Annotated in this window: 13 protein-coding genes; 2 read left to right on the top strand and 11 right to left on the bottom strand. The window is 40.9% G+C overall.

Features of this window, described 5'->3' with window-relative positions; genetic code table 11:
* Nucleotides 1-23 precede the first annotated feature (23 nt).
* Genes araA through NSQ91_RS15970 form a run of 3 tightly spaced genes read right to left on the bottom strand, consistent with a single transcriptional unit; the run spans nucleotide 24 to nucleotide 3,800 of the window.
* A complete protein-coding gene (gene araA, locus NSQ91_RS15980; RefSeq protein WP_076303752.1) occupies nucleotides 24-1,448 on the bottom strand; it encodes an L-arabinose isomerase in 1,425 nt (474 codons plus the stop codon).
* A 32-nt stretch (nucleotides 1,449-1,480) separates the two neighbouring features.
* Nucleotides 1,481-2,176, bottom strand: a complete 696-nt coding sequence (locus NSQ91_RS15975; RefSeq protein ID WP_036677359.1) for an L-ribulose-5-phosphate 4-epimerase — start codon at nucleotides 2,174-2,176, stop codon at nucleotides 1,481-1,483.
* Nucleotides 2,177-2,192: 16 nt separating this feature from the next.
* Entirely contained in the window at nucleotides 2,193-3,800 is a 1,608-nt protein-coding gene (locus NSQ91_RS15970) for a xylulokinase (RefSeq protein ID WP_076190364.1), read from the bottom strand.
* 308 nt (nucleotides 3,801-4,108) lie between these two features.
* On the opposite strand from NSQ91_RS15970, the gene NSQ91_RS15965 reads away from it, so the two are divergent.
* On the top strand, nucleotides 4,109-5,191 hold the full coding sequence (locus NSQ91_RS15965; protein WP_076125610.1) for a GntR family transcriptional regulator: 1,083 nt from the start codon (nucleotides 4,109-4,111) through the stop codon (nucleotides 5,189-5,191).
* Between the two features lie 99 nt (nucleotides 5,192-5,290).
* Here the strand turns inward: NSQ91_RS15965 and NSQ91_RS15960 are convergent, their stop codons facing one another.
* From NSQ91_RS15960 to NSQ91_RS15930, 7 genes are all read right to left on the bottom strand, one after another.
* Complete coding sequence (locus NSQ91_RS15960; protein ID WP_076125612.1) at nucleotides 5,291-6,301, bottom strand: helix-turn-helix transcriptional regulator; 1,011 nt, start codon at nucleotides 6,299-6,301, stop codon at nucleotides 5,291-5,293.
* A 109-nt stretch (nucleotides 6,302-6,410) separates the two neighbouring features.
* Nucleotides 6,411-7,004: a chloramphenicol phosphotransferase CPT family protein gene (locus NSQ91_RS15955; protein WP_340918750.1), complete on the bottom strand. Its 594-nt coding sequence runs from the start codon at nucleotides 7,002-7,004 to the stop codon at nucleotides 6,411-6,413.
* Between the two features lie 68 nt (nucleotides 7,005-7,072).
* The gene (locus tag NSQ91_RS15950) at nucleotides 7,073-8,062 is read right to left on the bottom strand and encodes an ABC transporter substrate-binding protein (RefSeq protein WP_076141218.1); all 990 of its coding nucleotides are present in this window, start codon (nucleotides 8,060-8,062) and stop codon (nucleotides 7,073-7,075) included.
* Nucleotides 8,063-8,192: 130 nt separating this feature from the next.
* The gene (locus NSQ91_RS15945; RefSeq protein WP_076125617.1) at nucleotides 8,193-9,167 is read right to left on the bottom strand and encodes a helix-turn-helix transcriptional regulator; all 975 of its coding nucleotides are present in this window, start codon (nucleotides 9,165-9,167) and stop codon (nucleotides 8,193-8,195) included.
* Nucleotides 9,168-9,343: 176 nt separating this feature from the next.
* On the bottom strand, nucleotides 9,344-10,249 hold the full coding sequence (locus NSQ91_RS15940) for a hypothetical protein (RefSeq protein ID WP_249267687.1): 906 nt from the start codon (nucleotides 10,247-10,249) through the stop codon (nucleotides 9,344-9,346).
* Nucleotides 10,246-10,803: an RNA polymerase sigma factor gene (locus NSQ91_RS15935; protein WP_076125863.1), complete on the bottom strand. Its 558-nt coding sequence runs from the start codon at nucleotides 10,801-10,803 to the stop codon at nucleotides 10,246-10,248. Before NSQ91_RS15935 ends, NSQ91_RS15940 begins: the two co-directional genes overlap by 4 nt.
* Before the next feature lie 173 nt (nucleotides 10,804-10,976).
* Nucleotides 10,977-11,651: a hypothetical protein gene (locus NSQ91_RS15930; RefSeq protein WP_256721502.1), complete on the bottom strand. Its 675-nt coding sequence runs from the start codon at nucleotides 11,649-11,651 to the stop codon at nucleotides 10,977-10,979.
* A gap of 176 nt (nucleotides 11,652-11,827) precedes the next feature.
* Between NSQ91_RS15930 and NSQ91_RS15925 the strand changes: the two genes are divergently transcribed.
* Nucleotides 11,828-12,607 carry a GNAT family N-acetyltransferase gene (locus NSQ91_RS15925; protein ID WP_340918746.1) on the top strand — a complete coding sequence of 260 codons (780 nt, stop codon included), beginning with the start codon at nucleotides 11,828-11,830 and terminating at the stop codon, nucleotides 12,605-12,607.
* A gap of 69 nt (nucleotides 12,608-12,676) precedes the next feature.
* Here NSQ91_RS15925 and dhaK read toward each other — a convergent pair whose 3' ends face one another.
* A complete protein-coding gene (dhaK, locus tag NSQ91_RS15920; RefSeq protein ID WP_340918743.1) occupies nucleotides 12,677-14,437 on the bottom strand; it encodes a dihydroxyacetone kinase subunit DhaK in 1,761 nt (586 codons plus the stop codon).
* Nucleotide 14,438: the final 1 nt, after the last annotated feature.

Raw genomic sequence — 14,438 nt, 5'->3', positions numbered from 1 at the left:
TTAATCGTAATAAAGCTTTGCTATTATTTAATTACTACATATTCCAAGTTCACAAGTTTTGCGTAAGCAATAATTTGGTCTGTTGTAAGAGTTAATGAAACAACGGTGTGGTGACCGCCACCATTTTCGATCCAAGCTTTTACCCCGTCTTGGAAGTTTGGTTTAACATTCCAAAGCACACGAGCTACTGGAAGGTTTGGAGCTGGAACAGTTGGTTCAAAAGCAGTCACTTCATTGATCAAAAGTTTGTAATGCGTACCGAAGTCAGCCATGGAAACCACTACACCGTCTCCTGCTTTGCCGTCAAATACTAAACGGGCTGGATCGTCTTTACCACCAATACCTAGTGGAGACACGATGATTTTTGGTTTGTTGCTTGCCAAAGTTGGATCTACTTCAAGCATATGGGATTGAAGAATAGATTCTTGTCCAACTGTCAATTCATAAGTGTAATCTTCCATAAAGCCAGTCGATTGGTTATGGCTCATCACTTTAAGCAAGCGGTCGAGAGCTGCAGTCTTCCAGTCTCCTTCTCCAGCAAAACCATATCCTTGTGCCATCAAACGTTGAACAGCAAGTCCTGGAAGTTGTTTCATTCCATGTAAATCTTCGAAGTTTGAGGTGAAGGCATTGTAGCCACCTTGATCAAGGAAACGTTTGATAGCAATTTCATAGCTTGCTTGAACTCTTACGCTAGCTTCCCAAGCTTCTTTGCTGTTAATGCCATAGTCGAATTCATACAGCTCTGCATATTCAGCAAACAAACCATCGATTTCTTCTTCTTTAACTTCATTAATGACTTGAACCAGGTCACCAATACCAAAGTAGTCAACCGTCCAGCCAAATTGAATTTGGGCTTCAACTTTATCTCCTTCAGTTACACCAACGTTACGCATGTTGTCACCAAAACGAGCAACTTTGATATTGAAGCTTTCGTTATAAGCAACGGCTACGTCCATCCATTCTGCAATTTGCTTTTGGACTTCAGGGCGTTCCCAATAGCCTACAACCACTTTGTTTTGTTTGTTCAAACGGGCGTTAATAAAACCATATTCACGGTCACCATGAGCTGCTTGGTTCAAGTTCATGAAGTCCATATCAATTGTTGCCCATGGAATACTTTCATTATATTGCGTAGCTAGATGAAGCAAAGGTTTTTGCAGCATTTTTGTTCCGCGGATCCACATTTTTGCAGGTGAGAAAGTATGCATCCAAGTGATGACACCTGCAACTTCGTCACGGTAGTTAACTTCTTTCATAATGTTGGTGATTTTATCTGCGCTGACAGCCAAATCCTGCAATACTAGTGGGTAAGGCAAAACTCCGCTTTTATTCAAAGCATCTGTCATCGTTTGTGCGTGCGCTTTAACTTCAGCCAATGCTTCTTCCCCATAAAGATGTTGCGAACCTACGACAAACCAAAATTCTTTTGCTACTGCTGTTGACATATTCATCCTCTTTTCATAATTTTGTGGTTTGATTATTTTTGACCGTAATAAGCGTCTTTCCCATGTTTGCGCAAGTAATGTTTATCTAGAATACGTTGTGGCAATTCTTCCGCAAAATGGTTCAACTCTCTAGCAAATAAATTCATTTTCGATACTTCATCCAACACTACGCTGTTCATTACAGCGGATTTTGCATTTTTCCCCCAAGTAAAGGGTCCGTGGCCTTTAAGCAAAACACCGGGAACCGCCATAATATCTATCCCGCGTTGTTCAAAGGTTTCGATGATTACATTACCTGTTTCCGCTTCGTAACCCCGATCGATTTCCTCTTGCGTCAAGAAACGCGCACAAGGAATGGAGCCATAGAATGTATCAGCGTGCGTAGTTCCCATTACAGGAACGTCAAGTCCTGCTTGTGCCCAGATAGTCGCCCAAGTGGAATGTGTATGCACGATTCCGCCAATTTCGGAGTAATGTTTATAAAGTACTGCGTGAGTAGGTGTATCGGAGGAAGGTCTCATCTCCCCTTCAACCACATTGCCATCCAGATCAACAACTACCATATCGCTGGCTTTCATTGTTTCATAATCTACACCACTAGGTTTGATTACGAATAATCCACTTTCGCGATCAATTGCACTCACATTTCCCCATGTATACTTGATTAGTCCATGTTTCGGCAATTCCAGATTGGCTTGAAAAACCTCTTCTTTAAGTTGTTCTAACATCTTGGTCCCTCCATTTTCAGACTAAATTATCAACAGCGGATTGCTCAATCGCCAGACCTTTTTTATAACGTTCGATAAAGGTTTCAAAACCTTTAATGTCGGTTGCATCGGGATGAATTTCTTCTCCCTTTACATCTTTGAACACTTTTTGATCGAGGAAGTCTTCCAAGCTTTCTTCCTGATTTTTGTTCATCATGTAGGAGGCAAGAATAGCCATTCCCCATGCGCCGCCTTCTCCAGCTGTCGACATTACGGAAACAGGAACATTCAGTGAAGCTGCCATCATTCTTTGGCCAACAACCGGAGTCTTAAATATACCGCCGTGTCCTAAAATACTATCTATGGCTACATTCTCTTCTTTCGTCAAAATGTCCATTCCAATTTTCAAAGCACCAAAGGCGCTGAACAAATGTGTACGCATAAAGTTAGCCAGATTAAATTTGCTCTCAGGCGAACGTACAAATAACGGACGACCTTCTTCTAACCCCGTAATGTTCTCACCCGAGAAATAACCGTAACTGAGCAATCCACCGGCATCTGGGTCTGCTTCCAAAGCTTTATTCAGCAGTACGCTGTACAATTTGTCAGCTTCGGCTTTTTGCCCCATCGCTTCATAGAATTCACGGAATAATCCGAGCCAGGCATTAAGGTCACTTGAACAGTTATTAGCATGAACCATACCTACTGGACTTCCGTCTGGCGTAGTCACCATATCGATTTCCGGATAAACCTTGGAAAGCTCTTTTTCCAATACGATCATGGCAAAAACAGAGGTTCCTACGGAGACATTCCCGGTACGTTTTCTTACACTATTGGTAGCAACCATACCGGTTCCTGCATCCCCTTCTGGAGGACTAAGCGGAATCCCAGCTTGTAATTGCAATGATGGATCCAGAATTTTGGCTCCTGCTTCGGTTAATAGACCTGCTTGCTCACCGGCAACATACACCTTAGGAAGAAGGTCGCTGGTCTTCAGCGAATAACCTTTGCCAGCAATAAGCTCATCAAACTGTTGTATCATAGATTCATTATAATTTCCTATGGATTCATCAATCGGGAACATACCTGAAGCATCTCCAACACCAAGTGCTTTGTTGCCGGTCAATAACCAATGAATGTATCCTGCTAACGTTGTAACAAACCGAATCTGCGGCACATGTTCTTCTTTGTTTAAGATCGCCTGATAAAGATGAGCAATACTCCAACGTTCAGGAATATTGAATTTAAATACATCTGTCAGTTCTTTGGCTGCCTTACCCGTTGTTGCATTACGCCAAGTCCGGAACGGAACGAGCAATTGATCCTGTTCGTCAAAAGCCATATATCCATGCATCATTGCAGAAAACCCGATTGAACCAACGGTTTGGAGGGTGATTCCGTAATTTTGTTGAACTTCTTGCTTCATCTCACGATAAGCATCTTGTAGACCTTTGATAATATCTTCTAGGCTGTACGTCCAAAAGCCGTCTTTCAACTGATTTTCCCATTCATAACTTCCAGAAGCGATCGTTTGAAAACTATGATCAATAAGTACTGCTTTAATACGCGTGGATCCAAATTCAATCCCTAGCGAAGTTTCTCCCTTATTGATTGCTTCTTCGATGCTTAATCGATTCGATATCACGTTGGTCACCTCTCTGACAGCGCTTTTTTAATATAAAAGAATTCGCTTTCTTAATTGACAGCTTTAGTATAAATTTTTGTACGTACATTTGTCAATAAAATAGTTATATATACATACAAATATGGAGAAGATAATAATTTAACTCCGGACTTAGTTTGTTTATGATGATCTAAAGGTACGAAATATTTACATTTTTTCATAAAAAAAGAGCCCCTTTATATTTAATTCGTAGTCATGCTATAATTTGTACATACAACTTAACGAAATGTACGAATTATAAAGCGAACAAGTATGGAAAGAGGAATTACATGAAACCAAAGTATCAAGTGATTATAGAGGATATAAAAAGCAAGATCCTTTCAGGAGATTACAATGTAGGCGAACAAATTCCTACGGAGTCTGCCTTGCAGTCCTTGTACGAGGTTAGCAGACAGACTGTTAGAAAAGCCATTTTAGAGCTATCCAACGAAGGATTCCTCCGCAGCGAAAAAGGTTCTGGCACGTATGTCAGCAACCAATATCGCACAAAGACCGGCGGGAGTTCCCATAAGAAGACGATCGGTGTAATTACGACCTATATCTCTGACTATATCTTCCCTTCTATTATCCGGGGGATTGAAAGCCGAATGAATGAGGATAACTATTCACTACTATTGGCTAGTACCAATAACGATGTTGCGCAAGAAAAAAAAGCTCTCGAAATGATGTTGTCCTACGGCGTAGATGGTTTAATTATTGAACCTACGAAAAGTAATCTGTATAATCCCAATATTGCGTATTATCTGTCGTTTAAGGAGCAAGATATTCCACTCATTATGATTAATGCTTTTTATGAGGAAATAGAGCTCCCCTTCCTTTGTCTTGACGATGTGCAGTCCAGTTATCTGGCAACAAAAGAATTGATCTCCAAAGGCCACTCTCAAATTGGACTTATCGCAAAAATGGATGATTTACAGGGCAAATATCGAATGAAGGGTTATATCAAAGCCCTCGAAGAAGCTAAATTGCGGTTTTATCCAGAGCAAATATTTTCGTTCAACACCGAGACCAAACAAACCTTAGCTACGAACTTGAAGGATTTCCTAAATAAAAATAGAGATACCCTCTCTGCGATTGTCTGCTACAACGACGAGGTTGGTCTGGAAGTGGTCAATGCTTGCAGACAGCTAGACATTTCTATACCAGAGGAATTATCAATTATTGGCCAGGACAACTCCTATATTGCCCAAAATGCAAACATCAAACTGACCACTTTAACACATCCCCAAGAAACTATGGGCCGTGATGCAGCGGATTGGGTCATTAAAAAATTACAAGGAAAAAAGGATCTTCCCAACAATACTTATTATCAACCTGTGTTAATTGAAGGAGAAACAGTAGTCGAGAGATAGAATAAATTCTGAGGGATTTTGCGTTTCTCTTCATATGTAAATGTAATAACCCACCAGTCGTGACTGGTGGGTTATTTGCAACTGTTATCTCCGTATTCTTTAAAGGTTCGATTCGTGTTTTGAAGTCATCAGTACAGAAGAAGCAAACTGTTTCACAAGCTTGCCGGGATTGATCCCGTATTTCTCCCGAAACACCTCCGAGAAGTGACTTGAGTTGGAATAACCCACAGCACAGGATGTCTCATTAACGTTCAAATCACCTTGCTGCAATAGGTGTAGAGCCTTCTCCAGCCTTATATCCCGCAAATAGCCGAATACAGTTGTTCCGAACATTTCTTTAAAGCCAGATTTTAATTTGTTATCATTCATGCCAATCAATCGGGAGAGCTCCAACAGGCTTGGCGGATCTATCATCCGTTGCATCATGATGTCCCGCGCTTCACTAATTTTTGTCATGTCGCTTTTCGACAGCTTTGTTGTCCCAGAAGTACCTTCTGTTAGAATCGATTGAAAGCCCAACGACAAAAGCTCTAATGTACTACATTCGATCTCCAGATTTTTGGTGCTGCGGTTTTGAAGAGCTGCCAGCATTCGCTCAAGCACGATAGCAGTAGACGGTTGCATCGTTTCCTGGAATACACGAAAAGACGCTTGGCCAAGAATGCGGTCAAAATCAGCGGATCTCCCACCCCCGCCTTCTTCCATGAAGTGATGAAAAGTCGAAACAGGAATACCTATGCCTAACATAAGATAAGATTCATTCCCCTGAAACTCAAATTGAGAGCCAACTTCATTCATGAGTTGTAGCGTACAGCTTCCCGGAACAAACTCATACTGGACACCATCTACAGAGACTTCTCTTTTCCCTTGTAAACAATAATTAAGTTCAACCATTGCTGTTTTGGTTACCAAAGGCATGCTGTAATCCTGGCGAAAGGTAAAATCGGATACCACCACATTGATATCAAAGCGTGGGACGAATCGACGAACGAACCCTTCTCCCCTTTGCGAATGTAGTGCCATGTGCTCTGTACGATCTCTATTCTGCCGCGGCAGCTCAAGTCCATCGAAAAAAAGATTGAAATTGTGATGATAATCTATTCCAGTCATTGCTACCGCTCTCCGATCAAGTTTTATAATATTGAGAATAATTCTCATTATTATAAAGGATCCTCTCTTTTTTGACCCGCTTGAATATGGTGTTATCTGGATACGCCATCTAGGAAACACTAACATTTCTTTTACTTAATTTCTTAAATACCGAGTATTCCTTATTGGACTTAATAAAACTTAATATCTTTTCGGCACATTCTATTGAATTCATCTCTTCCGTATTTACTTCGAGGTCATATTCATCAAAGCAATATACTTTGCTAAACTGTGAAGCTGCTAGTCCAATCTTTCTATCTCCTCTTGTTTGCTCTCTTCTTATGAGTTCTTCTTTCGAGCATATTACACCTATAAATAACGTAGGCTGATCGAAAAATTGCTCAAGAAACACATTAAACCTCTTATCATTGTCGATTACGGTATCTACTATTACATTAAAACCCATTTTTATTAACAATGTAATTGTCGAGTGGTACACTGAGAATATGGAATCATCCAATATTTGGGAAACGACTTGATGATCTATTTCTCTTGGAGGTTCATCTGGAAATTTATTATTAATAAAATCATTGTAATTATTAAAAAAATCATCAATTGATAAATGATAAAAAGGAATCTCTTTCTGTTTTATCAGTTCAGTCGATATGGAGGTCTTTCCGGAACTTGAAGTTCCATTTAGAAAAACTAATATCCCTTGCTTCAATTTAATCATCCCTTCAAATAATAATCATTGCAACTCAGAGAATATTCGAGAAAAGATTAAATTATCCTTTACTGTTTGATATGTTCCTTGATTTGTTCGGCTATTTGCTCCAACAATGCTTCTTTTCCTAAAGCAAAGAAAGCCTCATTATAATTTTGTCTGCTTGTTATACGATATATATTATTCGATTTTACAGCTTTCAGATTGCTCCAGACCTTGCTTTGGTCAAGAACATTCTGGTCATTATCGGATAATAAAATGATATGGTCTGGATTAAAGGTGGACAGTGCTTCTAGACTTGTCACTTTCCCTCCCCATGGATCTGGCTCCGGTGTACCTGGCGCGATGGGTAATCCTAGATCATTAAAAATCATATCCGCAATACCTGTGCGGGAATAGATGCGTATTTCTTTCTCTGTAGCTTCGATTACCGCAAACGTCTCTTCCTTGGTTATCTCAGTGATTTGATCATGTAGTAGTAGAGCACGTTGATCATAGGCCTTCAGCCACGTTTCCATTTCCGCTTTCTTATCAAGCACCTCCGCAACAAATGCAAATCGCTCTCTAAAAGCGTTAAAACCATAAGGCACCCTCACTGTTGGAGCAATCATATTTAGTTGATCATAGATTTTTTCTTGGGTAGGTCCTGCCAGTATCAAATCAGGGCTTGCTGCAATGATCGCTTCTAAGTTGACTTCCGTCTGAAACCATCCAGCGGGAGTTACATCAGGCAGTTCTTTTTTGAGAATAGGAGTGATTTCTAATGAATTAGCCATATCTGTATTCCCAGTAATAACAGGTTTATATCCAAGCACCAGAAGTTCTTCCGTTGAGCCGGATACATCGGCAATTCTAACCGGGTTCACCGGTATTACAATATCCCCTTTAGCATCCTTGAGGGTACGTGTTTCGGTCGAATTAGTAGCGACGGGTTCTGAATTTACCGCAGGTTGAGAATTTTCTACTTTAGCCTCCTGACCTGAATTCCCACACCCGTACAGCATCACCATCATGATTAAGGCGATTCCCACAAAAGAGATCTGTTTTAAACTGAACATTTTTTCCAACCCTCTCCAATCTACTGATAATCATTCTCACTTCTAGCAAGTCCGATCATACACTCTGCTGATAGGACAGAACTACCGGCAGAGGGATTGAATAACGGTTTGGCGGATATTTATTTAATTTTTATCGTTTTTTAATTACTTCTGAAGGATTAATTCCATACTGCTTCCGAAAAGCTTCGGCAAAATGACTAAAGTTGTTGTAACCTACCATCGTCGCTGTTTGGCTGACACTAATCTCCCCGGTACTTATGATTTCCCATGCTTTTTCTAAACGTTTGTTCCGTAAATATGCAAATACAGTTGTTCCGTACTCTTCCTTAAAACCAACTTTTAATTTGTATTCGTTAATGCCTGCCAGCTTGGACAATTCGATTAGCGAAGGTGGGTTTGCCATGTGGTCAAGGATGATATCCCTGGCTTTTCGAATGTTTTCTCGGTCACTACGTGATAAATGCAAACTCCGTTTAGTATGTTTCTGCTCAAAAAGAAATGCGTCAAAATATACAGATAGGAGTTCTAATGCCTTCCCCTCTACGTACAACCGGCGCATGGAGGTATGATATGGACAGTCTCTCAATTGCACCAATAATCGGGTGGTTTCTGGAAGAATAGGCATACGGAACATTCGAAAAGCACGTGAATCTAACAGCCCGGATAAGCTGCGAGCATGTGAAGAGCCTTGATCCGCCATCCATGAATCGAATAGTGTAACCGGTACACCTATGGACAATAAACGGATAGGTTCAGCACTGCGATAGTGAAATTCCGCTTGGAAATCCTGCATGAACTGCAATGAACAACTATCGGGCATTAACTCATGGCTGGTATCTGTTACATGAACTTCCCCGCTTCCCTGCAGACAAAAGCTTAACTCAATCATCGCCGCTTCGGATTGAACCCGAACTAGGCGATCATCAGCAAAACGGTAATCACTATCAACAATTTCGATCCCGGAGGGTGTGATCACTCTATCGACGTATCCTTGTGTACTGGATTGTGCAAAATGTTTCCTCTCTGTAGTGCCCCTCATAGACGGAGCCTCAAACAAAGCATCGAAATACCCGTTATAGATGTTATGAATAGATGAACTTGTCATTCTGTTATACACTCAGCAGGTAAGCTGCACTCCGTAATCCCAATATTATGTTTTATCATGAGCAGATCACCTTTTCTCTTCTATTAAATGATAACGATTATCATTTAGATCATTATATGCGAGATATTAGATAACCTGCAATGTACAGTTTTTAAGGATCTCTTATCTCCGCCTTCTCAGTAAAGCGGTAGCACTTCTTGTGTCAGCCCTGAAAAGAGGTCGCTGGTTTGATCAAAAAAGGCATCAGGCAAATAATAATAAGCATCACCCATAGACACCACCTTTAATTCGGGAATGATATACATGGCGATATAAGTCCCGTCTTTGAGGTTGAACTGTAATTGATATGATTTTCCTTGGGATTGCGCCGCTGCAAGAGCTTCATATTCCTTAATGCTTAGCTCTGTTTTTTTTGCGCTGTACAAACCTTCGATAATGGACTCAACAATAGGATGATCAGTGATAGTCTTTTGCACGTCATTCCCCACATGATTCAGAATATAGATATCTTTTGCATGCTCCTTCAGATTAGCCAGATCTAGATACTCCTTCGCGCTCATTGCAGAATCGTCTACCTTCGCCACAATTTCAGCTAGATAATAATATTGCTCATCCTTAACTGCAATACGAAAATGGGATGGGTATGTTGGGATTTCATACAGCTTTCCACCCATAGCGAACGTAGCGGCATAATCTTTTTCCGCATTCTTATCCCCGTCATTCTTTCCGGGCTCTTGGTTGAGATCAAACTCTAATGCACCAAGCGATTTGTCAGGCTCCATACCTGTGAACTTAAACTGAGCGCCATCTGCTACGAATGCATAACGGTATCCATTGTAATTCAGAATTTTGCGAACCCCTGTGGGAGACGAGACTGGTGTCTGCTGTGATATTTGTGGTGAATTAGGCAACGGAGTCTGCGGAAATTTATAAACGGCCACACCTAACACCAATGCAGCACAAGCTGCGAGTGAGCCCCACTTTACATAAGCTTTTTTATTAGTGCGTCTCGCGGAGTTGGCTTTTTCTATCAGATTTTCGTCTATGTAACCGATTGTTTTGAAGAGCTCTTTATTATTCAAAGGAAATAACCCTCTTTCTGAAGATATATTTGGAGTTTTTTGCGTGTTCTGAAAAGAATTGATTTGGTTTTACTTTCACTGATTGAGAAGCGTGCGGCAATATCGGCCAAAGAATCAGAATACCAGTAACGCCTCAAAAAAACATTCCGTTGATCTTCCTTAATGTTGTGTAGAAATTTGCTTATAGATTCGGCTATTTGTGCTTCCTCGTATTGGGTTTCAACGTTGTCTGAAGAGGATAAACAATCGTTTAATTCATTAAGAATCGTATCGAATTTTTTATTCCGTTTTTTAGCCATGTAATAATCGTATTTGTTCAAAGCAATATTTCGTGTGATTCTCCCCAGAAAAGAGGACAGCTTTGCAGGAGACTTCGGCGGTATTGCTTCCCATGCACCAAGAAAGGTATCGTTAACACATTCTTCCGAATCTTCAGCATTAGACAAAATGTTATGAGCGATCCGAGTACAATAATTTCTATATTTTTTCGATGTTTCTTCTACTGCCCTTTCATTACGTGCAAAATACAATTGTATGATTTCACTATCTTCCACTCCATCACTTCCGTTCGATTTGATTAAGCATTCACTTATAAAGTAGGAAAAGAAGTGTTTAGGTTGCATAAAAATATAATTTTCTATAAGCTTCGGCATTCAACGCTGATAATATGACATAAAAATACAAATAACCCCTCATCCTAAGGGATAAGGGGAAGTTATGATATCATCTAATTTTTAATTAATTCTACTTCCTTCATTGGAACCTTTGTCTTACGGAGCATCATCCAGATCCCCCCCAGACAAAATAAAACACTACATCCCATGCCAAACAACGCGCTGGCGTTTAATGCCTGAGGTGAGCCTTTCATTGTAAGCACAGCCATTTGAGTGACAACAATGGAGACTAAGGCATCAGTAAAGCTAATCATTTTTAATGTTGATATAATGGGATTTTTGAGATGACGGTTAACAATATTTCCATGAATGGCAAAACCAAGTTTTGTAAAAGCGATCAGTGCTACCAGATATACAATGTAACCTTCATAAACCAAAGCGTCTCCGACTAGATAAATCCGCAGGCAGACCAACAGATATGAAACCCCTAGAAGACAAAGAAAAACACCGCCACGCTTATAAACATAAAGCTCCATGGAATACCTTTGCTGTGCTGAACTGACTTTTTTAGCTAATGTATATTTATGAAGCACCTGTCCTTTGGCTATACACAGGATCAGATAATAAAGTGCATTTGTGATGAACCATCCGGACAATAGATATAACCCAAGAATTAACTTGCCTATACCAATAAAAGCATCGATGACTAAGGAAGCAGCGTTGAACATGGCGGTTCGATCTTGCGGATTTCCGAAGTACCGAACTAAGATTGCCTTAATATATATCATCCTTTCAAGAAAACCTTCATATCTCATTTTATGTTTCTAAGGGGACAATAGTATCATACTTGACTCAACCCAGCAATAAAGCAATTAAAGTTCTGATTTATGATATATTAGAAAAGGTTGTGCAAATTCGGCAAGAGGAAATAGCAACAGCAATTGTTAATGGAGGCAGGTCGTATATGTATAGAAAATTAACAGCAGCAGAGTTAGATGTTATATTAAGCTCGATTAATAAGGAACAGCATTTTTTATATTATTCATACCTTACTTTTCGCAGACAAAACACAGTGCATTACGGTCAGTATTCTGACCAGGGCGAGTTGCTTGGAGTATTAGCCTTTTTAAGTGGCCTTCCGTTTAATGCTTTTTCTGTATATCCAGTTCAGCAATCCTTTTGTCTCAGCTCAATGTTGGCGTTCATGAAAGATGAATTACATCTACATAACCATGCGGTAGGTAGCTTTATTATTAACGAACAAGAGCTGCAGGTCTTTGCTTCTCAGCTTGAGTTCTACAGCCCTCCCAAAAAATTGTTTCTTATGAAACATATTCATGAAGATGTTCTACCAACAGCGGACAAGCATGTTATGCACTTAGGACCTGCTCATTTCCAGCGAATTGAAGCAAAGATGAACGAGCTGCAAACCATGGCTTTTTCAAAAGAAGAATTACAGAATCCGTTCTATGGTGTGATGGCACAAGACGAGCTGATTGCTGTAGGAGGATACCATATATATAGTGAGGATTACGTTGAACTAGGAAATATCGGAACAGATGTAGCCTGGAGAAGAAATGGTTATGGAAAAAAAGTCTGTGCAGAGCTAACACGCCAAGGACATGCCATTTCAGCTAACGTATATTTGAATGTTTTTGAGGAGAATGTAGGAGCCATTTCTCTATATCAATCGCTGGGATATGAACTCATTTGCCAACAATACATCGTTGAATTTATGATTTAAATTAAAAACGTACTGCAGCTAATGCAGTACGTTTTTTTTAATTTTAGGTGATACGCCAGTTAACCTTGTTTATTTCATTGCTTTTGCCAGCTCTGTGAAAATAACCCCCAGCGCATGAGCACCCGCATCTGGATAACCGATGCTGCGTTCCCCCACTGTGCCGGCTCTTCCCATACGGGCAACGATTTCTATAGTATTTTTAGAACCTTGGACAGCTGCTTCCGCTGCTTTATTTGCCGCCACTTTGATATCGTCGCCTTGTTCTGCACTTTGGGTCCAGGCATCTGCAAACGGTACAAGCGCATCAATCAATGTCTTGTCTCCGACGACAGCCCCTCTGCCAAAAGATCTTTCACCCGTATCTTGAATCCCTTTGACAACAGACTGCATCATATCAGCAAACTCCTGAATGGTCAGCTCTTCCTTCTGCTGAACATTTTTGCTCGCTGCGCGGAAGCCTGATCCCCAGATCGGTCCGGATGCTCCGCCGCAATATTCCATAATGACCATGGAGCAGGCGTCAAGGAACTCACCGATATTAGTGAGATGATGAGCTAAAATATCTTCCCACTCGACTTTCAGCTGTTTAAAGCCCTTAGCTACACTCATCCCGAAATCGCCGTCTCCAGCGTGGGAGTCAAGCTCACAGAACGGAACTTCATTCTCGATAATAACCTGGCTCATTTGATCGAGCAGATAGACGATATTTTGCAAAGTAAAGCGATTGTTCTTAATCACCGCTGCAGCAGCATCCGTATTATTCTTAAAGGATACATTGCTGTCTGCTTTCTCTTCTTGGATTACTTCAGTATATTTCACAGACTCAAAAGGGCCTTTAATCGACAAGGCTGGTGTATCACAAGGCGCAGATAACCATTTCTTCAGTGTCTCATCCAGCTTCATTATCGTCACCGATGCACCTGCCATGTCAATGCTGGTCATGTAGTTACCAACAAACACTTTAAACACTTGCTTATTCTTAGCGGTTAATTCGCGGATGACAGAATTGTTCAGCAAATATAACTCTTGCAGCGGGGTGCCTCCAAAACCATTAATTAATACGGCTACTTCCTCCTGCTTCTGATCATTCATTTGGAAGTTGTCTAGCAAAGAGGTAACCATTCGCTGTGCTAATTCATCTGCGGGTACAATTTTCTCCCTGCGTATTCCAGGTTCTCCATGGATGCCAACCCCGTATTCCATCTCGTTCTCTTCAATATGAAATGTCGGAGTACCTTTGGCAGGCACGGTACAAGAGGTATAGGCGAAGCCTATGCTGCGCACATGATCAATTGCATGTTGCGCCGCTTCTTTCACTTCCGCTAAGGACAATCCAGCTTCTGCTGCTGCTCCGGCTACCTTATGAACAAGCACTGTTCCGGCTACGCCTCTTCTCCCTACTGTATAAAGGCTGTCTTCAACGGCAATATCGTCGTCTACTTTGACATAATCCACTTCGATACCGTCTTCAGTTGCTAGATGGGCCGCATTTTTAAAGTTCATAATGTCACCGCTATAATTCTTGATAATAAGCAGCGAACCTTTGGTGCTTGCTGTGCGGCGAATCGCTTGATAAACCTGAATTTGGGATGGAGAAGCAAACACATCACCGCATACAGCTGCATCCAGCATCCCGGTTCCTACAAACCCGGCATGAGCCGGCTCATGCCCGCTTCCGCCACCACTGATCAGGGTAACTTTATCTTGATTGATCTCTTTCTTAGAAATCACTTTGAATTTAGGATCGAAATCCAGCTCGGGATGCGCCAAGACAAGCCCGTTACACATTTCCCTAACCAGAGTCTCCGGCTTGTTTATTATTTTTTTCATC

The sequence above is a fragment of the Paenibacillus sp. FSL R7-0048 genome, from assembly GCF_038004505.1.
In the GTDB taxonomy this organism is placed as follows: domain Bacteria; phylum Bacillota; class Bacilli; order Paenibacillales; family Paenibacillaceae; genus Paenibacillus_AQ; species Paenibacillus_AQ odorifer.
Note: the sequence above shows the minus strand (reverse complement) of the source record. Positions and strands in the feature narration are given on the sequence as shown.